21 protein-coding genes and 1 pseudogene are annotated in these 25,073 nt (G+C 48.2%); 9 read left to right on the top strand and 13 right to left on the bottom strand.

Translation table 11 applies throughout. From position 1 onward, the window contains the following. Positions 1 to 46 precede the first annotated feature (46 nt). Positions 47 to 1,021, bottom strand: a complete 975-nt coding sequence (locus AC1S5B_RS27690) for a carbohydrate kinase family protein (protein ID WP_482038875.1) — start codon at positions 1,019 to 1,021, stop codon at positions 47 to 49. Positions 1,022 to 1,084: 63 nt separating this feature from the next. After that, positions 1,085 to 1,780, bottom strand: coding sequence for a Crp/Fnr family transcriptional regulator (locus AC1S5B_RS27695; protein WP_482038876.1), 696 nt, complete (start codon positions 1,778 to 1,780; stop codon positions 1,085 to 1,087). 668 nt (positions 1,781 to 2,448) lie between these two features. On the opposite strand from AC1S5B_RS27695, the gene AC1S5B_RS27700 reads away from it, so the two are divergent. Beyond that, entirely contained in the window at positions 2,449 to 5,682 is a 3,234-nt protein-coding gene (locus AC1S5B_RS27700) for a hypothetical protein (RefSeq protein WP_482038877.1), read from the top strand. Between the two features lie 20 nt (positions 5,683 to 5,702). Continuing rightward, positions 5,703 to 7,409 (top strand): hypothetical protein, encoded by a 1,707-nt coding sequence (locus tag AC1S5B_RS27705; protein ID WP_482038878.1) that lies wholly within the window; start codon positions 5,703 to 5,705, stop codon positions 7,407 to 7,409. A 123-nt stretch (positions 7,410 to 7,532) separates the two neighbouring features. Here the strand turns inward: AC1S5B_RS27705 and AC1S5B_RS27710 are convergent. Both AC1S5B_RS27710 and AC1S5B_RS27715 read right to left on the bottom strand, forming a co-directional pair. Further along, a pseudogene (locus tag AC1S5B_RS27710) lies at positions 7,533 to 7,743 on the bottom strand (transposase); the annotation flags it as partial. Continuing rightward, on the bottom strand, positions 7,730 to 9,427 hold the full coding sequence (locus tag AC1S5B_RS27715; RefSeq protein ID WP_482038879.1) for an aldehyde dehydrogenase family protein: 1,698 nt from the start codon (positions 9,425 to 9,427) through the stop codon (positions 7,730 to 7,732). The gene AC1S5B_RS27715 and the pseudogene AC1S5B_RS27710, both read right to left, overlap by 14 nt. A gap of 193 nt (positions 9,428 to 9,620) precedes the next feature. Between AC1S5B_RS27715 and AC1S5B_RS27720 the strand changes: the two genes are divergently transcribed. Continuing rightward, positions 9,621 to 9,815: a hypothetical protein gene (locus AC1S5B_RS27720; protein WP_482038880.1), complete on the top strand. Its 195-nt coding sequence runs from the start codon at positions 9,621 to 9,623 to the stop codon at positions 9,813 to 9,815. Between the two features lie 92 nt (positions 9,816 to 9,907). Here AC1S5B_RS27720 and AC1S5B_RS27725 read toward each other — a convergent pair whose 3' ends face one another. From AC1S5B_RS27725 to AC1S5B_RS27735, 3 genes are read right to left on the bottom strand one after another with little or no spacing between them, the layout of a single operon-like run. Continuing rightward, a complete protein-coding gene (locus AC1S5B_RS27725) occupies positions 9,908 to 11,143 on the bottom strand; it encodes an LL-diaminopimelate aminotransferase (protein ID WP_482038881.1) in 1,236 nt (411 codons plus the stop codon). A 10-nt stretch (positions 11,144 to 11,153) separates the two neighbouring features. Continuing rightward, on the bottom strand, positions 11,154 to 11,327 hold the full coding sequence (locus AC1S5B_RS27730; RefSeq protein WP_482038882.1) for a hypothetical protein: 174 nt from the start codon (positions 11,325 to 11,327) through the stop codon (positions 11,154 to 11,156). A 16-nt stretch (positions 11,328 to 11,343) separates the two neighbouring features. Further along, entirely contained in the window at positions 11,344 to 11,928 is a 585-nt protein-coding gene (locus tag AC1S5B_RS27735) for a DUF3124 domain-containing protein (RefSeq protein WP_482038883.1), read from the bottom strand. 218 nt (positions 11,929 to 12,146) lie between these two features. Between AC1S5B_RS27735 and AC1S5B_RS27740 the strand changes: the two genes are divergently transcribed. Next, a complete protein-coding gene (locus AC1S5B_RS27740) occupies positions 12,147 to 12,515 on the top strand; it encodes a hypothetical protein (protein ID WP_482038884.1) in 369 nt (122 codons plus the stop codon). Between the two features lie 8 nt (positions 12,516 to 12,523). Here AC1S5B_RS27740 and AC1S5B_RS27745 read toward each other — a convergent pair whose 3' ends face one another. Beyond that, positions 12,524 to 12,982 carry a peroxiredoxin gene (locus tag AC1S5B_RS27745; protein ID WP_482038885.1) on the bottom strand — a complete coding sequence of 153 codons (459 nt, stop codon included), beginning with the start codon at positions 12,980 to 12,982 and terminating at the stop codon, positions 12,524 to 12,526. Beyond that, complete coding sequence (locus AC1S5B_RS27750) at positions 12,909 to 13,124, bottom strand: hypothetical protein (RefSeq protein ID WP_482038886.1); 216 nt, start codon at positions 13,122 to 13,124, stop codon at positions 12,909 to 12,911. Before AC1S5B_RS27750 ends, AC1S5B_RS27745 begins: the two co-directional genes overlap by 74 nt. 309 nt (positions 13,125 to 13,433) lie before the next feature. Between AC1S5B_RS27750 and AC1S5B_RS27755 the strand changes: the two genes are divergently transcribed. Beyond that, on the top strand, positions 13,434 to 14,525 hold the full coding sequence (locus AC1S5B_RS27755; protein WP_482038887.1) for a tetratricopeptide repeat protein: 1,092 nt from the start codon (positions 13,434 to 13,436) through the stop codon (positions 14,523 to 14,525). Positions 14,526 to 14,555: 30 nt separating this feature from the next. On the opposite strand, the gene AC1S5B_RS27760 is transcribed toward AC1S5B_RS27755, so the two are convergent. Together AC1S5B_RS27760 and AC1S5B_RS27765 are read right to left on the bottom strand one after the other, a co-directional pair. After that, positions 14,556 to 15,473: a histone deacetylase family protein gene (locus tag AC1S5B_RS27760; protein WP_482038888.1), complete on the bottom strand. Its 918-nt coding sequence runs from the start codon at positions 15,471 to 15,473 to the stop codon at positions 14,556 to 14,558. Between the two features lie 3 nt (positions 15,474 to 15,476). Beyond that, on the bottom strand, positions 15,477 to 15,932 hold the full coding sequence (locus AC1S5B_RS27765; protein ID WP_482038889.1) for an MEKHLA domain-containing protein: 456 nt from the start codon (positions 15,930 to 15,932) through the stop codon (positions 15,477 to 15,479). Positions 15,933 to 16,015: 83 nt separating this feature from the next. Between AC1S5B_RS27765 and AC1S5B_RS27770 the strand changes: the two genes are divergently transcribed. Then, positions 16,016 to 16,918: an alpha/beta fold hydrolase gene (locus AC1S5B_RS27770; protein ID WP_482038890.1), complete on the top strand. Its 903-nt coding sequence runs from the start codon at positions 16,016 to 16,018 to the stop codon at positions 16,916 to 16,918. A 36-nt stretch (positions 16,919 to 16,954) separates the two neighbouring features. Here the strand turns inward: AC1S5B_RS27770 and AC1S5B_RS27775 are convergent, their stop codons facing one another. Beyond that, positions 16,955 to 20,410: a GAF domain-containing protein gene (locus AC1S5B_RS27775; protein WP_482038891.1), complete on the bottom strand. Its 3,456-nt coding sequence runs from the start codon at positions 20,408 to 20,410 to the stop codon at positions 16,955 to 16,957. Positions 20,411 to 20,426: 16 nt separating this feature from the next. Between AC1S5B_RS27775 and AC1S5B_RS27780 the strand changes: the two genes are divergently transcribed. Continuing rightward, complete coding sequence (locus AC1S5B_RS27780) at positions 20,427 to 20,555, top strand: hypothetical protein (RefSeq protein WP_482038892.1); 129 nt, start codon at positions 20,427 to 20,429, stop codon at positions 20,553 to 20,555. Here AC1S5B_RS27780 and AC1S5B_RS27785 read toward each other — a convergent pair. Continuing rightward, a complete protein-coding gene (locus AC1S5B_RS27785; RefSeq protein WP_482038893.1) occupies positions 20,541 to 22,490 on the bottom strand; it encodes an AAA-like domain-containing protein in 1,950 nt (649 codons plus the stop codon). The genes AC1S5B_RS27780 and AC1S5B_RS27785 overlap by 15 nt on opposite strands. A 521-nt stretch (positions 22,491 to 23,011) precedes the next feature. On the opposite strand from AC1S5B_RS27785, the gene AC1S5B_RS27790 reads away from it, so the two are divergent. Continuing rightward, positions 23,012 to 24,034: an Npun_R2479 family HD domain-containing metalloprotein gene (locus tag AC1S5B_RS27790; protein WP_482038894.1), complete on the top strand. Its 1,023-nt coding sequence runs from the start codon at positions 23,012 to 23,014 to the stop codon at positions 24,032 to 24,034. A 61-nt stretch (positions 24,035 to 24,095) separates the two neighbouring features. Continuing rightward, a complete protein-coding gene (locus AC1S5B_RS27795; protein WP_482038895.1) occupies positions 24,096 to 25,067 on the top strand; it encodes an XdhC family protein in 972 nt (323 codons plus the stop codon). Positions 25,068 to 25,073: the final 6 nt, after the last annotated feature.

The raw sequence follows: 25,073 nt of genomic DNA on the forward strand, positions 1-25,073 counted from the left end.
GCCAATGATTCAGCTAAACGAACAAGATTCAGTCATCGGTCGATTTCTATCGATTGAGTTGCAAAAAAGCTTCTACTTCAGCAGCAACTGGCTGCGCCGCGATCGCACCGGGGCGGGTGGTTGTCATCGCGCCAACGGCACTGGCATAGCGAACAATTGCTTGAACACTATCTGCATTTTCTAAGCTTTGAATACCCTGTTGACACAGTTGGTGTAAAAAACCTGCCAAAAAACTATCTCCGGCTCCAGTGGTATCTTCAACATCGATCGCAAAAGCTGGAATGGTGCCTTGATTTCCCTGCAACCAGTAAGCGCAGCCTTTTTCTCCAGCCGTCACCAATACACCGGATACCTGCTCAACTTGCGCCGCGATCGCGCCAGGATCGCTTGTTTCAAATAGCCACTCTGCCTCTTCATCCGATAGCTTGAGAAAATCTGCCTGGTTCACTAACTGGCGGATGATGGCGGGAGCCGCTGCGGGATCAGCCCAAAATACGGGTCGCCAATTCACATCTAGCAAAATTTTAGTGTCAAACTGTTTGGCAAGCTGAACTGCCTGCATGGTTGCTTCATGGCTCTTAGGGTATGCCATTTCTAAACTGCCTAACACTAAAAACTCCGCTGCCTTAAATAATTGAACAGGAAGCTGATCGGCTTGAAGCTGCGTATCAGCAAATTCAGACGTGTCAATATTTCCAAACCCAGCAAAGGCGCGATCGCCCGTCTCCGAGCGAACCACATAAACTCCACGAGTGGGTGCGGTTGGATGGCGCTGTACCCCGTCTATATTCACTTGGGTTTCTTGCAGCAGCTTCACCAAAATATTGCCTAGATCATCTTCACCCACACAGCCGACAAACCCGCTAGCAGTCCCCAGTTTGACTAACGCACAGGCGACGTTGGCGGGTGCGCCACCGGGGTAGGGAGTCCAAGAGGCGACTTGCTCGTAAGGTAAACCAGGTTGGTCTGACAAGAAGTCAAACAAAATTTCGCCAAGACAAAGGACGCGAGGATTGGTCATCAAACTTCAAACTTTGAAACTTTATTTTGCACTAACCCTATACTCTGCCTAGCTCAACAGCCGCTACAGCATTAATTGCTCTAGAGCGTGGGCATCTGAAATACATAGAAAATCTCGATCGCGAGTGATCAACCCTTTCTTTTCTAGCTTGCTAAGTACACGAGTGACGGTTTCCCGCGCCAAACCGCTGAGACTGCTAAGTTCGCGATGGGGTAAATTGGGAATTTCGGTTCCCGTGCCGCTAGCGCTGGCTTTACCCTGTCCTTCCGCCAAGAATAGCAAAATATCTGCGACTCGCGACGTACTATCCGACTCTCGTAGGCGCAGGCGGCGATTCACTTGCCGTAAACGACGCGCCATCAGCTTTGCAAGGCGAATTCCTGACTGTGGCTCCGTGGTTAGAAGCCGCACAAAGTCTTGAGCAGGCATGTTGCCAATCACCGTGGGCGCAAGAGTAATTACATCTGTTGATCGGGGCACTTCATCGAGGGGAGCCATTTCGCCAAATAGTTCACCTTTTCCCAAAATGTTTAGAGTAACTTCCTTGCCATCCAGGTTATAGGTACGGATTTTGACCCATCCACTCAAAATAAAATACACAGAGCTTCCCCAATCGTTCTCCAATAAAATCACTTGATTTGGAGGATGGTTGCGGGTTACTACGTTCATCGTCGCTCTTTCTACTGCCGCTTCGGGCAATCCTTCAAAAAAGAGGGATGAGCGAATTAGAATACTAGCGGGAATGTCTCGAGGACTCAATCGATCTTCCATCGAGCGATACTTCAGGATACAGCAATAAACTTCAGGTACAGGATAGATAATAGTTTACTTGTTAGGATCTGATTCAAGTAATTCAATCAGGTTCATTTCTCATTTTTAGGGTCATTTCTCACCTTTTATGAAGACCGATTTGTAAAAAAAGATTCACATTTTTTAGATCATGACATTTTTCAAGTGTCTCTACCAACCAACACAATAATCTTAAAAAGGGGGACTCAGCATGACGTATTCCGTAATTTCATCACGTTTTGATGGGGGCATCTTCAAATGATTTGCAATAAAAATTTGCAAACGCGATCGCCTTAGGGTCGTCATTTGCTCTACGGCAGATAGCATTGTCCAAAAAATTATTATTTTCTGGACTTCCTGACGTACACTTCAATCACTTCATACAGCAAGATAGTGCTGGTAGAATTGTGACACATTTTGAAGATAGGACAGTAACCGCAGGCAATGGGCACACTAAAGTATTGAGTATGGGCAATATCTAGCGTCTGCCATCTAAGTGCTAAGTTTCAGCTTCATTTATGCTTGCAAGGTGAGTTTCCCAGAGGCAAAGTTCTGAAATGTTTTTGCTTGATCGTATGAGCTAGAAGCTGCTATCTCGTCCATTCTCCTTCCTTGTTTACTTAGTCAGGGGCTACATTGTGACTTCTCAGAAGGATCAAATCCAAGCCTTAATTGCTGAAATTGACAGCGTCTTACAAAAGGCACATCCGCGTTTGCCGTGGGTTATGTCCAGGGAGATGGCTCAACAGCGGCAGGTTTTGGAGCGTGTTCGGAACTATTTAGTGGTGCTTCAGCAGCAGTCGCCTATGGATAGGCAGCGGCAAGAAGTCACTTATGCAATGCCCATAGGCTATCCGCCAGAATTTTATCCATCGAATATTTCTGAGTCGCGATCGCTGGGGGGAGATGCTCAACAAATCATGCAAACCATTTTGCAAGAGATGAGCTATCTGAGGGCAAGCGTCATGCAGCCAATGCAGGCGGATCTTGAGAATCTGCGGCAGCGGCGAGAGTTGCTAACGAAAGAACTGAGTCGCCTAGAAGCTGAACGACAAAATCAGACGGTTGCTCAATTCACTCCTAACCATCCTCCCAACTCCCAACAGTTCGCTGATGAACTGGTTCAAGTGTTAATGAGTCGCTTACAAGAGAGTTTGTCTCAGCAAATTGGGCAGGCTTTAGGCAATGTTCAATCTCAAGCACTGTCCTACAAGGCAAAGCCTAGCAATTCGGGAGACCCGTCACCGAGCGCCCTTGCTAATCCTCAATATGAGCAGTTGCAAGCTTTGCGATCGCGTTCTGACCAGATGCTAGTGAACCTAGATTCCACGCTCAATATTGTTTTTGAGTCCCTCCAGCGTAATATTCAAGCCTATCAAGCATCGCTGATCCAAGGGCTAGAGCGGATGCATAGCATGGGAGCGCAGGGCGAAGTAGCGTTTAAGACCCTTAGTAAAGAGTTGGCGCAACAGTTAAATCAAGAAGCGTCCTCTTATTTGCTCTCGTTAGCTCAAGGGCAAGCCGCAACAGATCCCAAAGCTGCAAATCTAACCCCCAGCGAGGTGTTTAACCCTACGCCTGACCCTTTTTCGGAATCGATCGCGAATCCAGCGATCGCTCCCAGTTCTAACCCGAGCTTCCCCTATTCCGGCAGGTCAGCTTTGGCAACGGATTTATCTACCACTGACCCAATCAAATCCATCGCGGCTCAAGACGATAGCTTGCCGTCGATGCCAGAGTTGGATGCAGCCTTAGAATTTTGGTTGCGCTCAGCAGACAGTGGCAATTTTGATGTCACAGAACTCATTTCAAACTCTTTGGATGTTGGCATTCCATTCAATGAGTCACCCCCTGCACAAGCTGAAATTGATTTTTCTTCTCTAAGTGATAGTGATGCGGCGATCGCACTCTTCGATTTGCCTGTATCTGAACCAGGAACCGATGAAGAGACTGCCGAGTTGAATGATGCCTTCAAATCTTTGGAAGAAGTAAGCAGTGAACTAGACGCTCCTGCCGCTGCTCCACCAGTAGACGATAGTTCCGTTGAACAGGATGAGTTTTACCAAAGCTTGTTTGGAGATAGCGCGACTAATCCTGATGAACCCGCCGCGATCGCGGTTCTAAATGACCGATCCAAGGATTTATTACCAGAAGCCATACAGCCCAAAGCGACTGAACCTGAAAGCGAACTTGACAACATTGATCAGGTGGCGGATTTGGCTAATCTCACCTTTGAATCCATCAGCAGTGACTTGGAGTTGCCCAAACTTTTTCAAGAAGCCAAGACAGCAACAACAATCATCACGGAGCTACCTGCCAGATTGTTTGATGATGCTTCTAGTGTGGCTCCATCTCTAGAGTCATTTCCCCTCACTGCTGAAACCGAATCATTACTCACCGACCTAGATCCCTCCTCTTCAGCACCCGATAGCATTAGCTCCCTAACCGATTTATTTCAAGATCTTCCTTCAGAATTGGCGCAATCTATCCCCGTTGAGCCACCCGCGATCGCCCGTGATTGGGCTTCTCTAAAAAATATTGCACCTGTGGCTAATCCTTCTAAATCGGTGCCATTGGATGCTCTGACGATTGGCTTGCCCGACTCTGAATTTGCCTTAGAAGGGAAAGAAGAGCAGTTTACACGTGCGGCGCTGGATGAAAATCTTCTGCCTGATGCGTTTCATGAAACTGGCAACGTCAGTTTTAAATTGGATGATGTGACGCTTAGCAGCCTGAGTGAAGATTTGTCTAACGTAGAAGTTTCCACAACCTGGCAATTCGACGATCTCGCTGCCGATGATGTGCCATCTTTAGATGAGTTTGCCCTGTTTCTAGAAGAAACCCAAGAAGTACAGCCGCCTGAACCCTTGTTCAGCGATCGCGCCGACCTTAGTACCGATCTCAGCGCCGACCTTACCGTTGAAGACTTTGGCACCCTGTTTGATGATGCTCCTACCATCAGCCCATCCCTGCCACCGCCACCGACTGTCCGCTCTAGCCCACCCACCCTTTCACTCCAGGAAACTCAAAGCGTCGCTGAACCTCATACGAGCAACAACCTGCGACCCTCACCGCTGCCCAAAGCCACCGACCTTACCGTTGAAGACTTTGGCACCCTGTTTGATGATGCTCCTACCGTCAGCCCATCCCTGCCACCGCCCCCGGCTGTCCGTTCTAGCCCATCAACCCTTTCACTTCAGGAAACTCAAAGCGTCGTTGAACCCTATACGAGCAACAACCTGCAACCCTCACCGCTGCCCAAAGCCGCAGATGATGGCTCTTCAGTCTTTACCCTAGAAGGCATGGACGATTTGTTTGGAGATGCCCCAGATATCGTGCCCGTGTCATTACCCCCCGCACCTCAGATCCCGAATCTTTTTGATTCTGCTCTCTCTTCCTTAGGAATGCAGGATTTCTTGGACGCTGACCCTCGCTCCCAATCCCCTGATATAGAGTCCCTGCCCTTCACCTTAGAAGGCATGGATGATCTTTTTAGGGATGCGCCTTCAGTTCAGAGCACTGCGTCAACTGCCGCACGCCCAGCCAGCCAAGAAATTTCGCCCTTCAAACCTGACTATGGGCAGCAGCCCGCCGAGGAATCAACACCTGTCAAACTAGACCCACTCAATCATCTCGAACAAGTAGACTCCTTGTTAATAGACACGTTACCCCAGCCGCAGGATTTACCGAATGTTGGCTCACAAAAGAGTACGAACAATTCGCTAGTCACTGCCTCTTTGCCAGAAAAGCCGCCTGATACCCCAACGAACCTAGGGCTAGATGAAGCCTTTGAAAGTTTGTTGGGTAAGCCTACTCCGTTACAGCCTTCCACTCTAGACGAGCAGGATAAAGAAAAAAAAAAGGCGCTCTAACCGCAAACGTCCTAAAGGATTTGGATAAGGAAAATTTGGGGCGCGCTCATGTCAATGAGGTGGGCAGAACCCCGCGATCGCCCTGGTATTTGGGCATTAATATTGGCACAACTGCCGTATCAGCTAGCTTATTCAATGGAGAGACAAGTCAACACTCCGCGATCGCTTGGGTGAAAAACACGCCACAAGATCAGTCATTTTGGGCAGTGATCCCATCAGAATTACCCAGCTTCAAGCCCTACCTAAACAGTGCGATTCCTTATCTTTCACCAATAACGCAACAATGGGAACCGCTGATTTTGCGATCGTCCACTCAGCTTATTCCCCTAATTCAGGTTCAGCACCAGTTAACGGCTTTGCTAACAACTCTTAGATCGGCTGATCCCAACTTGCGTTGCACGGCAGAAGGGCTAGACAATTCTGTTTTTCACGCAGCACTCCAACACCTTGCTGGCATCGTGGTCAACCAGCCTATGGGCGCATCGGATGCCTACCGCTTTAATATCCGAGAGGCAGTATTGGCAACTGGCTTAGTGAGTCAACCGGAAAACATTTTTTTGATTGAGGAAGGGGTTGCTGCCCTGTTAGCAGAATTGCATCAACCTGATATTAAAACCGCAGTAAGAGCCACCGTTTTGCAAGTCCCCTTGATGCCCAGCGGCGGGCTGCTAGTGGTGAGCGCTGGGGCAACCACCACTGAGCTTGCACTGGCACAGAAGGTGCAAGCGGGAGTCAATTTAACTCGTGCAGAGGTGCAGCAGCGTCGCCTTCCTTATGCAGGGAATGCGATCGATCAAGACATTATTTGCCAATTGATCTACCCAAAAGTGGGAGATTGGGATGACTTAAAGTTGGGGCATTTAGATTTACCATTGCCCGGTGAACCCGATTTAAATGCTCGTTATGCTTTACAGCAGCATTTAGAGGGCAGCCTTCGAGGACAAAAACTATTAGATGCTGTCAGAAAATTTAAACTAACTTTTTGTCAGCATGATATTGAGGCGATCGCCGATAGTCCTAAAACAGTACTTAAATATGAAGATTTTTATAGCTGGGTGCTATCTCCCTATTTGCAGCAGCTTAATCGAGAACTGAATTTGCTGTTGAGCCAAGCGGGAATGACGACGGATCAGATTCAGCGGGTCGTTTCTACTGGGGGAACGGGTTCAATTCCCGCGATCGCCCAATGGCTACAGCAAAAGTTTCCCCAAGCGGAAATTGTCCAAGATGGGGCTAGTTCAAACAGCACTGAGGTTATACGCGATCGCATCGCCAAAGGACTCGCTTTACTGCCGTGTTACCCCCAAATTTTAGAGGACACTCGGCATCGATACAGCGATTATTTTCTGTTAAAAGAACTGCTCAAACTGCCGATTCAGGCAAACGAAGCCCTATCAGCCAGCCAGATTTTGCAGCGATTAGAGCAGCAAGGAGTGAATGTTGCCGCTTGCAAATCTACCCTGCTCGGCTTCTTGGATGGGCAGTTGCCAACCGGACTAGTGCCGTCAAAAGCCACAACCCTGTTCACCCTAGAATCTAGTCAAAATGCCGATTATCAAGCATTGACAGCGGCTCCACTCTTTTCTCGACACGATCACCACTATCGACTCAATCAACCACAGCGCGATCGCTTGTGGCACCATCTACAAACCGTTCTTGCCCACACTCATCAAACCCTCGAAACCCCTTTGACTGTCGGGATAGAGAAAGTTGAGCGTAGCATATAGTGTCAATGACTACTTCACGCGATGGACGACTTTCTCAATTACCCCCACCCTTGTATGTTGAGAGTGTGGCAGACCGTCTCCCTACGATTCGTGAAATCAAGATTTAGCTAACGTCAGTTAGGCTTAAGCAAAAGCAGGCAAAGCGGCATCAATGAACAGGGAGGGCTTCTTGGGTTGATCGCCTACTGCCATCAACCCACAGACTAGGTTGATGAGGCAGTTGACGGGCGAGCGATCGCGGGAATGCTCAATCTGAGAAATGGTCTTAAGCTAGCTGGTCAATGACAGATTCAACGACCGCTCGTCGGCGCAGCAGCAGCTTATCCTCTAATTGCTGCCGCAACAACGCCCAAAAACTTGTCTAAGCTGGGTTTTTCGATTAGGTCGGCATAGCGTATGGCAACTTGGCGCAGATTTTTGTGGTCGGCAAACCAGGTCGGTGTGGGGAAAATGCGAAAGGGGGCGCGCAGTACAGTTTTTTGGGGATGGTCAAATAAGTAGGCATTGTGAACAGTGCCCTGTCCAGAGCGAATGTCCTCTAAGGGATTGCCGGGAAATGCGCCCCAAGTTGATCCTGCCAGCATAAACATCATCCCTGTCCAAGCGTTGATCCCGATCGCTCCGTAGTGTAACTGGGCGATCGCTTCATCTAGCTCAGTCTGATAGCGCCGTTGAGTTTTCGGATCAATCAGCAGCACACAAGATAAATTGCCCCAGACTGATTCATTCACAAACGGAATCGCGGTTGCCAAAAACTCTGGTGCATCAGTAGCTTCTAAGGTGACTTCTGCCAGCACTCCGCAAAAAGCTTCGGTTTGTAAGGCATATTCATCAGCATGAGGCGGCACATTGGGTATCACTGTCCAGGGGATGCTGTCTTTTGTGGAAGTTCTCAGGGCGATTGCGTGGGGATAATGATCCAAAAATGCCTGATAGCGATCGTGGGCACCGGGATAGTAGGCTTTGCGCGGCGGAATAACTGCGAGTGCCTGGTGCAACTGGTGCAAAAACTCGTCTCGTTGCTTCCAACCGCTTGCCGTAATCACCACTTTTGCCGCGACGCAGTTAAAGCTTGCATTGTGGGCAACCATGCTAGCAACCTGTCGAGCTTGAAAGGCAATATCTGCCGCAGACCAGTTTCCTGGCACGATTAAAATGGGAGTGACGCAGCCCAACTCGGAGGTAATCGGTTTAGTGAGTGCCGGATTATCAGTCGCTTTGCGTTTCTGTTGTTCCTCCAACGTGCTACCCCAGACGATCGCGTCGTGAGTATGATGCGACCCGGTAATATGAATCGTTTCAATCTGCGGATGTTCGCACAGGTAGCGTCCCAAGTCCCCATCGCCATAAACGATCGCCAAAAAGCCAGCTTGAATCAATGACCGCAAGGCTTTTTCTAAAAATTTGCCCCCGTAAGCATTCACAGGATTCATTTTTAATAGAACAACCTGATTCTCAGCAAATAGCTTATACAAGCTATCCAATACAGCGATCGCCGAGACATTCCCCGCTCCCAAGACTAGCGATACTTTCCCTTGCTGAAGGTTTTGATCATGCCGATAAATTTTTCCTTGCGTAGCAGGCTGATCCGGTTCTATCCAGACTTCTCCTTTGAAACCTAGCCACATCAGCCGATCTATCCAGTTGTCGGGAAACACGTGAGCCACTAACTGCCGATTCGGATGAGAGGAGATCGCCAGCGGCTTGAGTTGTCCGTTTGCCTCCAAAGTTTTGATTAGCCCTTGCAAGGTCAGAAGCGTTGCCACGGGTCCGGTTAGCCAGTCTTCTCCCGCCAATGAGGATTGGGGATCGATGCCCTTGGCGATATTTGCCGCGATCGCCCAAGCTTCCGCAACTGTCATCACCCCATTTACACAGTCCCGCAGGTAAACGATACGGTCTGGAATCGAGGTTTGCACCCAAGCCTGTTTGCGGTTAACGAGGTTTGCGATCGCCTGATCCACCTGATGAATAGGCGTTGCAGTCGGATTAATCGGAGGTACAGAGCGATCGATCAAGGCATTAAACCATTAATTTTGGAAAGAGATCGCAGACCCAATTGAACCAATCTCCTTGCAAAGAACGGGAATTCAAAGAAAAACGCAGTATTCTTAGCATCTAGTGACTTAGATCACTGAGCATTCCGACCTCAATCACTCATTTAATTGAGCCGTTAGAAGACAATAAGGGCGTGGAGTTCTGTAGATAATCATGAACCATATCAGCATGATCCGAAAGTTGGTTGAAGAAGCCCTTCATGTCAAAAGGCTGACTTGTAGTATCGAAAACGAAATTAACTATGAGTTAACTCGACTAGGACATATTTCAGATTCAGATTTTGAAGCACTTGAATTGTTGATGGCAGAGATGGATGCCGGACGGATTGCTCTCGTGCCTAGTCCATAATTGGTTACTAAGGGCTTAGGGTCATCTTTCCCAAGGCTTAAAATTTAAGGCAGGATAACCTGCCCTGAATGTCTATTTTTCTCAAAGTAACACTAAACCTTAAATTTTTCACTGATGCGTCGCATCGCTTCTTTGACGTTCTCACGACTGTTAAACGCAGAAACTCTAAAGTATCCTTCACCTGCGGCACCAAAACCCGAACCAGGGGTTCCTACCACGTTGACAGTGTTCAAAAGTTTATCAAAGAAATCCCAGCTAGAAAGATTATGAGGCGTTTTCACCCACACATACGGTGCATTTACGCCACCATAGACCTGAATGCCTGCGGCGGTTAACTGTTCGCGAATGATTTGGGCATTTTCCATATAAAAGCGAACTAGCGCCTGAACTTGAGTTTGTCCTTCAGGGGAATAAACGGCTTCCGCCCCTCGCTGGATCACATAGGGCACACCGTTAAATTTAGTGGATTGACGACGGTTCCACAGTTGCCACACCGATACATCGGAGCCATCGGAGGCTTTGCCCATCAGAGTTTTAGGAACCACGGTCAAGGCACAGCGAGTCCCAGTAAACCCGGCATTTTTGGAAAAAGAACGGAATTCGATCGCACATTCTCTCGCTCCTTCAATTTCATAAATGGAGTGAGGCAATTCTGGGTCAGTGATAAATGCTTCGTATGCAGCATCAAAGAAAATAATGGAGCCATGGGCTTTGGCATAGTTGACCCAGGCTTGCAAGTGTTCGCGGGTGGCAGTGGCTCCTGTGGGGTTGTTGGGGAAGCAGAGGTAAATTAGATCCACCTTTTCAGTGGGAATACTGGCGGTAAAGTGGTTTTCAGCCGAGATGGGCAAATAGACTAAGCCCCCATATTCACCGCGATCGTTGGCATCGCCCGTATGCCCTGCCATGACGTTCGTATCCACATAAACCGGATAGACGGGATCGGTAACGGCGATCGTGTTGGTGCTGCCAAAAATATCGAGAATGTTGCCACAGTCGCACTTGGAGCCGTCAGAGACAAAAATTTCTGAGGCATCAATGTCACAGCCCCGCGCTTGAAAGTCAAACTGGGCAATCTTTTCTCGCAGCCATCCATAGCCTTGCTCAGGTCCATAGCCTTTGAACCCATCGCGATCGCCCATTTCTTCTACTGCCCGAATCATGGCACTACGGCAAGCTTCCGGCAACGGTTCTGTGACATCGCCAATTCCTAACCGGATTACTTTGGCATCGGGGTTCTCCGCCACAAAAGTATTCACTCGTCGGGCAATTTCTGGAAATAGGTAGCCCGCTTTGAGCTTAAGATAGTTATCGTTAATCGTTGCCATAGGGAAGTTGCTACAACTGAGTACAAGGGCTGCTCGTTCTATTATTCCGAAAAATGCGCCAAAAAGCAGCCAGAATGAAATAATGCAGGCGGCACAGGGATAGAAAAAATGGTGCAGCAGATGAGGCAGTATTGGCGAGTCTAGAAGCCTGATAGGGCGATCGCAGTTTTACTAACGGCTGCATTGCAAAATCCGCAGATTCAAGAAGATGTCTTCGCGGCAATCTGTTTTAGCACTTTGCCAGGACTCACAAACGATAAGCCGCGTCCAGACTCAGTGCTGACCATCACAGCCTCTACAATTGGCTCAAATATTGCCTGTTCTGCCACCCATTCCACCAAAAAATTTGCACCTAATCCGCCACTGACTTCATTTCTAGGTAGAAAGTAATCCGCAGATGCCATAGAAGAAAGTTCTGAAGGGTTCTCTAGAAGGTTTTTAATTAACTTGCCACTGGTGTCATAGTAATCAATCTTTGTAATGATCATAGGGTGCTTCAGGTCAGTGTTGCGGATGCTTAGCGTGGTGGCTAAGTTGATTACTTGATTTTGCGTATCGTAGTGATAAATATAGGAATAGACAGGGACGTAAACAGTTTGCCCTGCCAAAATTTTTTTGGACTCTAGCGTCACTGGTTTAAGGGTTGATTTTCCAAGGTGAGGCGTGGGTGATTGGCTCGTTTGGGCACCCAACATTGTGCAAGCAGCCAGACTAACCATCAAAACAAGGACTAGGCTCAATTTAATCCAGTGGTTTAATCCCTTCACTATCGTTGTTTGCAACACGTTATTTTCCTGATGAAGTAATATATTTTCTATCCTAACTTTTAGCGAAATGTCGGCTGATTGTAGGCTTTTTAAGCGATCGCGATTTCCCCCAAAAACTAAAACGTGACGTAACTGTTACACAATCCAGGATCAAAGCTTAAGCAAACCGCCCTTGCTTTCTCTCTAGAGTTACACTAAGGCAACTATTCATAAAATGCTTATGCATTTACTGGTTCATGGCTCTATCTTCTCTCCCCTCAGATGATTGCGCTCCTGTACAGCTTGGTAAAGATGACAAAGCGATGCATCGCCATTTAAAGGAGGCTCTGAGTAAGGGCTTTTATGAAGCCTGTAGTGGCGTGACTCAAGCATTGCTATTGGCGTGCGAGTGGCACCTAACTACTGAAGCCCGTGCCTTAACCCTAGTGATTGCCTGCCCCAATATGACTATTAACTGGCGAGTGTTAAGTAATTTAGCCGCGATCGGTCACTCTTTAGGGCGGTTTACACCCAACGCCAAGATCTGTATTTGCCCTCCAGCGGGGCTGGGGATTCCCTTTGAACTGCGGATCGATGAGATTGCGATGTATCGAGATTTGTTTTAGACCTTTTGTTATCCTCCTTGTAGGGCTTTAAGGGATTCTTCTACATGCCCCTTAAAATTAAGCTGAGAATTAAAGATTTTTCTGACCACGCCTTGTGGGTCAATCACATAGGTGACGCGACCAGGGAGTACTCCGAAGGTGGAAGGAACGCCAAATAGCTTACGAACTTGGTTGCCTGTGTCGCTAAGCAACATAAAGGGAAGTTGGTGTTTTGTGGCAAATTTACTATGGGATTCAGGCGAATCTGCGCTAATGCCAATCACTTCTGCGCCTGCGTCTTGAAATACTGTGTAACTATCGCGGAAAGCACAAGATTCTGTTGTGCAGCCGGGTGTGTCATCTTTCGGATAAAAATAAAGCACGATCGCTTTTTCACCTAAAATCTGGTTGAATTCAATCATCTGCCCGGTTTGGGAAGGCAATGTGAAATTGGGAGCGGTGTCTCCCTCGCGGATTGGCATAGCCATAGGGCGGTGTCTCCTGACTAAATAACGAACGATGACTGTCATCTAGATAGTACAGCGATCGCTCTCGTTGCACCGCACTGACCGTTAAAAACGATGCCAACAAGCGCGCGATCGCAACCCTAATCGCAAACCATAGATCCAAATCTGCAAAGTTCTCGTATTCTCATTTACAAACAAATCGTTGTTTTGACTGAGGAGTCGGTAGAAAGCCTATAGGATTATTTTTGACTTAGACATGATTCTTGAGCCTATTTCAAGTGGCTGCTCAAACGCTGTGACTTTATCCATCTGTTCTTCTTTAAAGAAAGTGTGAGGAAACTACGGGTTTCACGCTAGCTTGATAGAGAATAGGTAAAATCTGGTAAGTAGCAGCGATAAATTTTGGGCTACTTGCTTTATGTATGGTATTCACTCGAATGAATACTCAGTGCATCAGGACAGGATAACGATCATGCTTGATACTGGTCAAATAGCGCTGAATAGGGAAGCTCTGACATTATTTCGTCAGGGACTTGCTGCTGCCTCTTCTTTAAACTATGAACAGGCGGTTGTTTATTATGACCGTGTATTGGATATTCAAACAGACTGTTATGAAGTCTGGTATGAGCGCGGCTTAGCTTTGGAAAGTGGCGGCGATTACATTGAGGCGATCGCGAGTTATGATCGCGCCTTAAGCTTAAAGCCTCGTCCGTCCTCTGCTTGTGAAATTTGGCATGAGCGCGGCAATGCCTTTCACTATGGCGTAGGTGATTACACTCAAGCTCTTTCTTGCTACGACCAAGCCTTAAAACTCTCTCCTGACCACGAGCAGGTTTGGCATAATCGCGGTAATTTGCTGTTCTATGGCATGAGCCTTCCAGAGGACGCGATCGCCTGCTATGACCGCACATTGGCAATAAACCCAGACTATGAACTGTGCTGGCGAAACCGTGGAAATGCTCTAGCAGAACTGCGGTGCTATGATGCGGCGATCGCCAGTTATGATCACGCCTTAGCATTGAAACCAGATGACTCCGTGTGTTGGGAAGCGCGGAATCTGGCGGCTGGCAAATCAGGACTGCCCTATCCACAACCTACCACTAGCCCCGTCTATACCACGGGCTATGCTGATCAAACCTTCGTAGAAGGCGATACCGATTCCAACATTGTGTTTGCCTCAAACTCTGATTTTGAAAATGAAATTTTCCCCATTCCTCAAGGTCAACCGCTGTTGGTCATTGAAGATGATTGGGGAAAACGAGAAATTTTGCTAGAGCGCGATCGCTATTCAGTCGGGCGTGATCCTAAAAGCGATATTTGTTTACATTCTCAGTTTGTATCGCGCCACCATGCAGTATTGGAACGAGTTAATCATGCCAACGAAACGGTGGCTTACCAAATTACTGATGGCGATTTGAGTGGTAAACCTAGCACGAATGGCTTAATGATCAATGGTAAAAAGTGTCGCTTAACGGAGTTGAAGTCTGAGGATGCCATCGTATTTGGTCCGAAGGCACAAGCAGTTTTCAAGATGATTCCTGCTGGCTTAAAGAAATTTTGCTAGTCCAAGCTGCTTATTCTCTCAAATCAATCTCTAAAGGCGATGATAGCGGTATGCTTCACTCGCAGCGCGATGTAGTAACGAGTGACGGTAAACCAACGCTGGCATATCGTCTGCATAGCCACCCCCAATTACACAGGCGACGGCATACCCTTGAGACAAACAGGTGTCTAATACTTGCATCTCGCGACGAAATAACCCGGTGTCGGTGAGAGCAAGTTTACCCAAGCGATCGCCCACATGGGGATCAACTCCAGCATCGTAGAAGACAAGATCGGGCTTTACTTGGTTCAGCAAGTCGGGCAAATGGGCTGCCAGCATTTGCAAATATTCGTCATCCTCCATGCCTTCAGCCAGCGGCACATCTAAATCACTTTGCTGTTTGGTGCCGGGAAAGTTGACCGCACAGTGCATGGAAAAGGTAAACACACTGGCATCTGACTGAAAAATGAACGCGGTGCCGTCTCCTTGATGCACATCCAAATCGACGATGAGTGCGGTTTGGATCAGTCCTTGATGTTGCAGGTGACGAATCGCGATCGCAATGTCATTAAAAATACAAAACCCCGATCCATAGGCAGGAAACGCATGATGGGTTCCGCCTGCTGTATTGCACGCCAATCCGTGCTGTAATGCGAGTTGTGCCGTCAAGATAGTCCCGCCTACCGCCACACAAGTCCGATTTGCCAAAGCAGGACTCCAAGGTAACCCGATCCGTCGTTGGGCTTTTGCATCTAAGCTGCCTTCGCAGTAAGCCTGCACGTATTCTGGCGTATGGACTTGCTCGATCCAGGCTGAGGGCGATCGCTCTGGTCGATGAAACTGGGCGCGAGTCGCCACCCCATCCCCTAGCAACCGCTCGTAGAGCAACCGAAATTTGGGCATGGGAAACCGATGACCCTCTGGCAGGGGTGCCACATAATCGGGGTGATAAACGATGGGCAAGTCCATAATCTAGAGAAAAGTCCAGTGATCAAAGGTGGCTGCCTGACCGCAACCAACCCCGTTTTCGTCTAACACCGTCCACAGGATGACATTCTGAATCTCAAACCGTTGCCCAGTGCTACAAATTCTCACACCCTGATAATTATTGATAAAGCCATTAGCTTTTGCTTGCTGCAAGAGGCGATCGCGCTCTGCTCGTTCCATCGGTTCAGCCGTCAGGCGGGAAGGGGTTTGGGTAAACTGCTCCCACTCCATCTGCCATAGCTGTAATGCTTGCCGATTGCCATAATTCAAAATTGGATCGGCTTCCGTACCATGGGACACCACCACAAAAGGAGCTTCAAAGAGTGCTTGGGCAATCTCACTTTCATCTCCATGACTTGTGAATAGAGGCTTTCCCGTCCAATGGTGAAAACTATGAAGCAATCGCTGGGTATGACGGATCACCTCTTTCTGCATTTGCATTTCTCTGCTCCCTGCCCCCGTTTGAAGATTCTTGTATTATGAAGATAGATTAAGAACTGACCCATTATCAATCTACATATACCGTGTTAACCCAAACTTCTATCAGCGATCGCCCCTTTGAAATTCAGACCTGGACATGGAAAGGGCACCAAATTCCTTACACCGTCATGGGCACTGGACAGCCATTGCTCTTGGTGCATGGATTTGGTGCATCCTTGGGGCATTGGCGTAAAAATATTCCGGTGTTAGCTGCCGCAGGCTACCGGGTGTATGCGATCGACCTGTTAGGGTTTGGTGGTTCCGATAAACCCGCGCTGGACTATTCCCTCGATTTGTGGCAAGAGCAACTAAAAGATTTCTGGACAGCACACATCCAACAGCCCACTGTATTTGTGGGCAATTCGATTGGCGGTTTGTTGTGCCTAATCATGATGGCAGACTATCCTGAACTGGCAGCAGGCGGAGTGCTGCTTAACTGCGCGGGTGGATTGAACCATCGCCCTGATGAATTTAATTTGCCCATGCGGTTGGTGATGGGTGGCTTTACCAAAGTCGTCAGTTCTAAGCTTATCGGTCCCTTTTTGTTCAACCGCATCCGCCAAAAAGCTCGTCTGCGCCGCACTCTATATCAGGTGTATCGCGATCGCACGGCTGTAACCGATGATTTAGTCGATCTACTCTACAATCCATCCTGTGATCCCGGTGCCCAGCAAGTATTTGCCTCTGTCCTCACCGCTGCCGCAGGTCCGTCTCCCACAGAGCTATTACCCAAGGTGAAAGCACCCCTGCTGGTGCTGTGGGGCGAAGCCGATCCCTGGACTCCGATCGCCGGAGCCGCCCTTTATCAAGACTTTGCTAAAACTCATCCCCTGACCTTCATCCCCATTCCTAACACGGGGCATTGCCCCCACGATGAAAACCCTGATGCGGTAAATCCTCTGATTGTGGATTGGCTAGCCCATCTCAATCAGAACTCAGCCTGCTAAAATTCCAGTCCTACCGCCTTTACGGGTGAAAGTGGATCAATTAATTTCTAAATTGGTGCGAAGGCTTTGTTCTTGTTGCTTCACAGCGGCGAGTAGTTCAGCATTTTGTAAGATGATTCCTACTTGATTATTAAAAAGCTCCATATATCTTTGATCAGTTTCATCAAAGCTTATTTGGAAGCAATCTGGAATCTCTTTTGAACCAGCGCGATCGATTACTGGTTCTGTTCCTGGCTTCTTTTTATTCAGCAATTGGGTGACTCCGATCAGTTCTCCATCCGGGTTGAGAATAGGAACACAGAGTAAACTATAGGTGCGATAATCGCGGTGAAGACCGATTTTTTGGGCAGTTTCTAACTCTGGGCGATCGCCCATATCACAGGGAACATTTAAGGTTTTGCCCGTTGCGGCAACTTGCCCCGCATAGCCTTCTCCTACCTGCACACGCATTTTTGGACTATCACCCTTTGCAAAGGGTATCTGAGTATAGAGTTCGTGAGTCGCACGATCGAGGAGCCACAGGATACTGCGATCGGCGTTCATCAGTTCTCTAGCCGCTTGCATCACCCGTACCAAAATTTCTTCGGGTTCTAAACTGCTTTGGTTGACTGATCGTGTGGCTGCCATCAATGCCGCCGCAACCCGCTGTCCTCTGGCGGTGGTGTGGTAGGAGCAAAAACTTTCCAAGATCATCCGAATCAGGGGCGTATTGGCGGTGAATTGTTGCCTATCTTCATCCGTGAAGCCTTGGGGATCGATGCGAGTTACCAGATCGGTCTGAGAGTGATGATCTGGCTTGAGTTTATTCAGCAGTTGAATCACCCCAATCAGTTTGCCGCGATCGCTCATCAATGGCATTGCCAGCATGGTGTAGGTGCGATAGCCATTGCGTCGATCTTGCTCCTTTGCCGTGGCAGATCGCGGATCATCGTAAAAGTCGTAGGGAATCAGAATTGCCTGCTGCGAACGAGCGACTTCGCCCACAATCCCCTGATCGGCTGAGATCCGAATTTCCAGCGATCGCCCTCCTGCGGTGGCATCGCTTTGTTCCGACTCTGCCACAATTGACCACAGTTCATTGCGCTCGTCATCTAGCAGGAAAATAGTGCTGCGATCGGCACCCAGAGATTTGCCAACTTTCAAGGTAATCGATCGCAGCGTGGTATCCAGAATGTCATCAAAACCCTGATTATCCATCACCTGATTCAGCATCGACAGGGTTTGCAGCACGACGCTTTGGGGGTGGTTTTCTGCCTGATATTTCATGGCGGCAAACTGTTGAGCGTTGTAAAGGGCTACCCCCACTTGGGCGTTAAAAATTTGCATATATCGCTGGCTATTGTGGTCAAAGCTCGCCTGAAAGCAGTCTGGAGCTTGGGGCCAACCAGCCGGATCGTAATCAGGAAATTCCCCTTGGCGACGCTTATTCACCAGTTGGGTCACGCCCAACAACGCCCCATCGGGACTCCAAACAGGCATACAAAGGAGGCTACAGGTGCGATAGCCAGTTTTTTGATCGGTTAGTTTGGCGGTATCAGAATCAGGATTTTCATACAGGTCGAAGGGAATGTTCAGCGGTTCCCCTGTTTCGGCAACTTTGCCGGCAAACCCTTTACCAATTTGAATTCGCAGTTCTTTGAAGGTGCCATCTTGAAATGGAATGCGAGTCCAAAGCTGATTGTTGACGCGATCGATCAGCCAAAGTGTGGTGCGATCGGCGTTCATCAGTTTTTTTGCCGCTTCCATCACCCGCCCAATAATTTCGTCTGAATCGAGGCTGCTTTGAGACACCGATCTCGTGGCTTCTGTGAGCGCTTCCGATGCCTGCAACCGCTGGGTCAATTTATAGCAGTCTTGACAGCGCGCCAAAATGCGAAGAATGGCGGGGGCATATTCTTCTAGCTGGCGTTGCTCTGATTGGGTGAAGCCGTGGAGATTGACGCGATCGCTCAGGGGCCTCATGGCATGGGGCACAGCAGTGAGCCGCTGGGACGGTGAGTATCGTTTCAGCTTGTTAACCAACTGCACCACGGCAACCACTTTATGATGATCATTCATCAGTGGCAGCAGTATTTCATTGTAGATATGGTAGCCATCGCTGGTTTCCGACTCGTCCCGCGACACCTTTTTTGTGATGTTAGTCACCTGCGCTTCAATACCCTGATTGGCAATGATTTGAATGTCAGGAAAATCGGCTCCTTCATGTCGAGCGATAATCGACCAGATGTCATTTTTTTCTTCATCAATAAAGAAGATGGTGGTGCGATCGGCACCCAATAAATCGCCCATCCGCAGGGTAATTGATCCTAAAATTTCATAGAGAATATCAGCAAAATCTTTCCCTTCCATGACGCTGAGCATGGAGAGCAGCTTTTGTTCCTGACTGGAAACCACTTGCATAAAGTCTGCTTGCAAATCAGTCAAGGCTTTGATCACCCAACTGTAGTTAAAAACAGTGCTATAAAGTTGGTTGCTAATGCGGATTCTTCCAGCTTGTTTGACGACTAATCCAGAAAGGCGTAACTCCATTTGTTCGGGAGTTTCCACGGCTTCCACTGTCCCTTGTTTCAAAAGCTGTTGGTAGACATCAACTACGCCTCGGCTATGCTGCCCAATCCGTAGTAAGCGATCGCGAATGGCTTTTAAATGGGGTGGCTCATCGGTTGCTTCCCAATTGTCAATCAAGTGCGATCGCACAAATTGATCAACCCACAAGCTTTCTTTTCCAGTGGGAATTACTTGGTTAGAGGCATCGATTAACTTACACAATTTTTGAGTTAGAAAAGGCTGCCCACCTGTCCATTCTAGAATTGCTTCCAGCACTGCCCAAGGATGACTCGCTTTATGAATTAGCCCATCCACTAACGGTTGAGATTCTGAGAGTTTAAAGCCATTCAATTCAATGGCGCGACCAATGTTAAAGGGAGTTCGGTTTTTATCTTGAATCAAGTCTGAAGGAGTGGCAACACCCAGTAAGGCAAAGGTCAATCGATTATATTCATTGCAGGCACGAATGAAGGCAAAAAAGTCTTCAGTCCGAAATCCTAAGCTCAGAATACTGTCGATTTCATCAATGAAAATCACTACTTTTTCGGGAACTGCTGCCAATAGTTCTTGTTCCAAAAATTCGCTTAATCGTTGCACAGGCGGCAAATATTCGCGATCGCGCAGCCAACCTCGCAACTCTACAGGCAGGTTAAAACTGGTAACTAATCGCCGCATCAACCCCGCGTACCATTGATCGGGCGTAATCTCTTGGCTACCAATTTTGTTGAGGTCGATCGCCACCCCCACAATACCCTCCGCTTGCAAGTAATGCAGTGCCCTCACTCGCAAACTCGTTTTGCCCATTTGCCGCGAGTTCAACACATAGCAAAATTCTCCTGCTTTTAAGCCTTCATATAAATCGCGATCGGCTTGCCGCACCACGTAACTGGGCGCATCGAGCGGCAGGTGTCCGCCGACTTTGTAGGTGAAGGGTAAGTTAGACATGGGCAGGTGGTGGCGAATGGTGGAATTTAATTTTCAGATTCCTGTAGGGGCGTGGCATACCCTGCGGGAAGCGAGCTACGGGCAATCCCTTGATGGCTCAATCAAAGACTCTCTGCCGAATGCTACGCCCTTAATCTTTTTCTAAGCGATCGCGGAAATAGTGACGATAGAGATCAAAGCGGGGGGTGACTTCGTTTCCTTGGAGGTGAACTAAGCCCATACTGTGGAGTTTGAAGGCGAGGATAGAATCGAGTTCCGTGGGGTCGGGGTTCGTGACGACGTGGTTAAAGGCGTGGACGAGTTCGGGATGCTGTTTCAGGTTCCATAGGTGACGGCGCAGGTGATCGCCGTAAATGCCTGCTTCGGTGGGGGCAGTTTGGATGAGGTCGCTGAGGGTGAGCGAATGTTGAGCAAGGTGATAAAGCGCCAGCCGAACTAGATAGGGATGCCCTCCGGCGATCGCCATCAGTTGCTCAACCTCGATCGGGTGCCAGTCCAATCCATGCCGCTGCACCAGATCTGCCACTTGGCTAGGGTTAAATTCCGATAGCTCAATCGGCAAGCCGACGTTAAAAGGCGATTGGTTGCCATCCAGGGGAATGTAGACTTCGGTGGAATGCACCACGACTAGACGCAACTTTTCCCACAATCCGCTGTCATTGCCGCCATACCCGGCTTCTTCATACCAGGCACGCAGCAAGCCAAAGAAATCATCGGCAATTTTGGGATATTGAAAGACGCGATCGACTTCATCCAATCCCAGTACTAAGGGACTTTCGATTTTGGATAGGAGGCAATCTTCAAAATACAAGGTGCAATTATCTTTGCTGCCATAGGTATCTGTCCAATATTGGTCAATTTGATGGGGCAGGCGGAGTTTCCGGGCGACTTTGCCACAAAACCATTGCAGCAAGGCGCTCAAGCTGGAGAAAATGCCCACATCTGCATGTTGAAAGCTGAGGGGCACTGTTTGAAAGCCTTGCTCTCTGGCTTGATATAAAATACGCGACATCAGCGAGGTTTTGCCCATTTGACGGGGTGCTTTGATCCGAATTAGGGTTCCCGGCTGCAAAATTTCTCGATAGCACTGGGTTTCGTGGGGCGATCGCTCAATATAAAAGGCAGAGTCGAGGCGCACCTGTCCTTGGGGGAGTTCGGGATCGGCAGTGGGGGACGGGGTAGGCAGAAAAGGTGAGGGGTGAGGGGGGGAAGAGTTTTGAGTTTTAAGTTTTAAGTTTTGAGTTAGAAGGTGTTGAGTGGCTGAAGTTTCTTTGGGTTGGATAGTGTGATGGTCTTGAGGCTGGTCTGGGATTGGGAGATCGCTGAGCGTCCAGGATTCGGTGCCGTTGACGTACCGCACAATTGCTTGAGCGAGGTCAGGCGTATCAACGGGGCTATGCCATTCTCGTTGGGGGCTATCTTTCAGGTAGGTTTGCACATCATGATTCAGCAGCGTGTGAGACTGCCAATTAACCCAAATGAAGAGAACGACGGGTTTACTATTGTTGCGAATACCTTGGAGGTATTTAGCGCGCTCCAGTTCTTCTATTACCATTTCGCTGACCGCTGCTTCTGGAGACAGCAGCAGTAAAAAATAATCACACTGTTGCAGGTGACTATCAATTTGTTGAAGCCAGTCTTGATTATAAGAGGGAGTGGTAGACCGATTAGCGTCGGTGATAAAGGGTTCATGTCCAGCGGCGGCGATCGCCTCAGAAAATTCTTGCGCCAAGCTCCTATCTGGTTCTTGATGGCGATGGCTAATAAAAACTTTTTGAATGGAGCCAATAGCAGGCTGAACTAAAGTAGCCGTGGAGAGTGGTTGGTGTTGTAATGCTCGTTCTAAAGCACCTCGAAATTGCTTTTTAGTAACCTTTTCACCGCACGCATCCGAAAGTTTTCGCCACAATTTATAACCAACATATTTCTCAACATATTCTGGATTAATTGGATAAATTTCTTCGTAGGTTTTCCCATTCCAGGAACCCATAAATATCTCCCGTTCCAAGTCAGTTAGATATTTTCCAGTGTGAAGATAAAGCAGGCGATCGGTAATTTCTAGAGCTTCTTTAATATCCATTTTTAGTAACCACTATGGTCACTTTTGTAAGGTAGTTATAACGAATTAGATAGCACCCAGTTGAAAATGAATGAGCATTAGTATTTGCTCTCATCTTGCTTAATTCTAGTGGCAACGAAATTTGATACCTTGATCGAGATCACACTGAGAATATTTTTTAAGCTTACAGCAATATTAAACCCTTGATGAATACGCGGTCTGCTTAAGTAAAAATCGATTGATAGGTTTCTAGATGAATACCTAGGAAGCCACTGAAAATCCCTTAAACCTTCAAAAATATCTTCGTTAATGAGGGTTTTATGAGGTTTTATGAGGTTCTCTCTAATTGATTTGGCAACAGGTTTTTATGAGTTTTTTTAATCACTCAGATAGTTGATCAAGATCACTTATAAACTGAGCTTTCTTGGTTCTCGTTTGGTTAGAAACTTGCGAAGGTATTCACAACGGGCATTTACCTTTTAAGGTTTTTACGCAGTTATTCTTCATTTTAAGTTAGCTAAATTTACTAGAGGATCGTCACGATGTTTACCCCCACATTTAACCCAACTCAAACGATGATTTACTCTGCGATCGCAGGCTTGCAAACGAGCTATCGCCAAGTCTATGGCTCATTCAAGCCCAAGTATTTGCATCTGATTAGTCAAGCCGCGATGACGACCCTGACGGCGATCGCCCACACTGATGCCCTATATCACAATGTGGAACACACCATTTTGGTTACCATGGTTGGGCAAGAAATTTTGCGGGGTAAGCATCTGCTCGAAGGCGCAGTCACTCCGCCAGAATGGACTCATTTCATCCTTGCCTTGCTGTGTCATGATGTGGGGTATCTCAAGGGCATTTGTCGTAATGACCAGCCCAATCAATCCCGCTATGCAACGGGTGTTGGGACTGAACAGGTGGCGATCGCGCCGAGTGCAACGGATGCCAGCCTTGCCCCTTACCATGTCGATCGCAGCCAACAATTTATGGCAGAAACCTTTGGCAATTATCATCTGATCCAGGTAGAAACCATTCAACGCATGATTGAGCTAACCCGCTTTCCGATTCCCGATCATGCGGACTATCAAGACACAGACAACTATCCTGGTTTGGCACGGGCAGCCGACTTAATTGGGCAATTGGCAGATCCCCACTACCTAGAAAAACTACCTGCCCTCTTTCATGAATTTGCCGAATCTGGAACCAACAAAACGATGGGTTATCAAACCTCGGATGATTTACGGTCAAGTTTTCCTAAATTTTTCCGCACGGTGGTTTATCCTTTGATTCAACCAGCCTTGCGCTACCTGCAAGCGACCCAGCAGGGACGGCAAATTGTGCAGGAGTTGTTTAATAATGTGGCGATCGCAGAACAAGCCCAAACCACGCCAGTAAACTGCGTCTCCCCACGGCACCCAATTTTTGATCAACAGCGCTATCACTATTATTTGCAAGATGATTGTGATCCGTTAACCACTGCCCCCTCGTCCAAGTCTGCCTCAGAAAATGAGCCTCCCCTATCCTATTTCTGCTTAAACAGCGGGATGCCCATTCAAGGATGAGAGATAAACCGAGTGAATGTACTCATTTAGCACGTCATCAGTGAATGAGGAGTGATGCACTATGATCTGTGACTTCTACCGTCAGTTGGCTCAAGTTTTAAAGACTGAGCCGATCGCCCTGGCAACCATCATTTCCATTAAAGGTTCTGTTCCCCGTGAGGTGGGAGCCAAGATGATTATTTGGGGGAGCAGTCGTACGTTTGGCACTGTTGGCGGCGGTGCTGGCGAAGCAAAAGTTATTCAACACGCAAGAACCGTATTGGGGACGGGCGACAAGCAATTGGTAGAAATTGATCTATCCGGTTCGCCCCAACGGGAGACTCAAGGCGTGTGTGGTGGCAGGATGCAAGTTTTAGTCGAGCGCTGGTCTGGAGACTGGGCGATCGCCCTCGTTGATCAAATCCTCACCCGTCTCGAAGCTGGACAGCCCACCACTCTGGTTACCTCGCTCACCTCGACCTCACTGCCGCACCTAATCACCCCAAACTCCGAACCCCGCACTCTGAACTCCACCTTCACCGAAACCCTGCTTCCTCCTCCCTTACTGCTGATTGTGGGTGCAGGTCATGTGGGCGAACAACTTGCCCAAGTCGCCCATTCAATTGGATTTCAAATTGTCGTGCAGGACGATCGCCCAGAGTGGGCAAACCGCGATCGCTATCCCCAAGCCACTCACATTTTCAACGAATCAATCCCAGACACTCTGGCACAACTCACCCAACATTTACATCTGTCTGCCACATTGGTGACTCGCGGCTATCAATACGATCGCGCTGCTCTCCAAGCTTTGCTCCACCGCGAAATCCCCTGTGAGTATATCGGCATGATTGGCAGCCAAAAGCGGGTAAAGCAAGTGTATCAAGGCCTTGAAACAGATAATTCTCTAGAAAAACTAGCAACGGTATATGCACCCATTGGGTTAGATATCGGCGCACTCACTCCCGCAGAAATCGCCGTGAGCATTGCCGCAGAACTAATTTTGGTACGTCGCGGGGGGAGTGGTAAGCCGCTTTCAAAGAAGGCAGAATTTTAGGTTTCG

Source organism: Leptolyngbya sp. CALU 1928, from assembly GCF_056784215.1.

What these genes read in the sequence shown, in the direction of transcription:
- AC1S5B_RS27690 (WP_482038875.1), bottom strand. Translation starts at nt 1,021, where the DNA reads ATGACCAATCCTCGCGTCCTTTGTCTTGGCGAAATTTTGTTTGACTTC.
- AC1S5B_RS27720 (WP_482038880.1), top strand. Translation starts at nt 9,621, where the DNA reads ATGAACCATATCAGCATGATCCGAAAGTTGGTTGAAGAAGCCCTTCAT.
- AC1S5B_RS27725 (WP_482038881.1), bottom strand. Translation starts at nt 11,143, where the DNA reads ATGGCAACGATTAACGATAACTATCTTAAGCTCAAAGCGGGCTACCTA.
- AC1S5B_RS27730 (WP_482038882.1), bottom strand. Translation starts at nt 11,327, where the DNA reads ATGCAGCCGTTAGTAAAACTGCGATCGCCCTATCAGGCTTCTAGACTC.
- AC1S5B_RS27740 (WP_482038884.1), top strand. Translation starts at nt 12,147, where the DNA reads ATGGCTCTATCTTCTCTCCCCTCAGATGATTGCGCTCCTGTACAGCTT.
- AC1S5B_RS27745 (WP_482038885.1), bottom strand. Translation starts at nt 12,982, where the DNA reads ATGGCTATGCCAATCCGCGAGGGAGACACCGCTCCCAATTTCACATTG.
- AC1S5B_RS27755 (WP_482038887.1), top strand. Translation starts at nt 13,434, where the DNA reads ATGCTTGATACTGGTCAAATAGCGCTGAATAGGGAAGCTCTGACATTA.
- AC1S5B_RS27760 (WP_482038888.1), bottom strand. Translation starts at nt 15,473, where the DNA reads ATGGACTTGCCCATCGTTTATCACCCCGATTATGTGGCACCCCTGCCA.
- AC1S5B_RS27765 (WP_482038889.1), bottom strand. Translation starts at nt 15,932, where the DNA reads ATGCAAATGCAGAAAGAGGTGATCCGTCATACCCAGCGATTGCTTCAT.
- AC1S5B_RS27775 (WP_482038891.1), bottom strand. Translation starts at nt 20,410, where the DNA reads ATGTCTAACTTACCCTTCACCTACAAAGTCGGCGGACACCTGCCGCTC.
- AC1S5B_RS27780 (WP_482038892.1), top strand. Translation starts at nt 20,427, where the DNA reads ATGGTGGAATTTAATTTTCAGATTCCTGTAGGGGCGTGGCATACCCTG.
- AC1S5B_RS27785 (WP_482038893.1), bottom strand. Translation starts at nt 22,490, where the DNA reads ATGGATATTAAAGAAGCTCTAGAAATTACCGATCGCCTGCTTTATCTT.
- AC1S5B_RS27790 (WP_482038894.1), top strand. Translation starts at nt 23,012, where the DNA reads ATGTTTACCCCCACATTTAACCCAACTCAAACGATGATTTACTCTGCG.
- AC1S5B_RS27795 (WP_482038895.1), top strand. Translation starts at nt 24,096, where the DNA reads ATGATCTGTGACTTCTACCGTCAGTTGGCTCAAGTTTTAAAGACTGAG.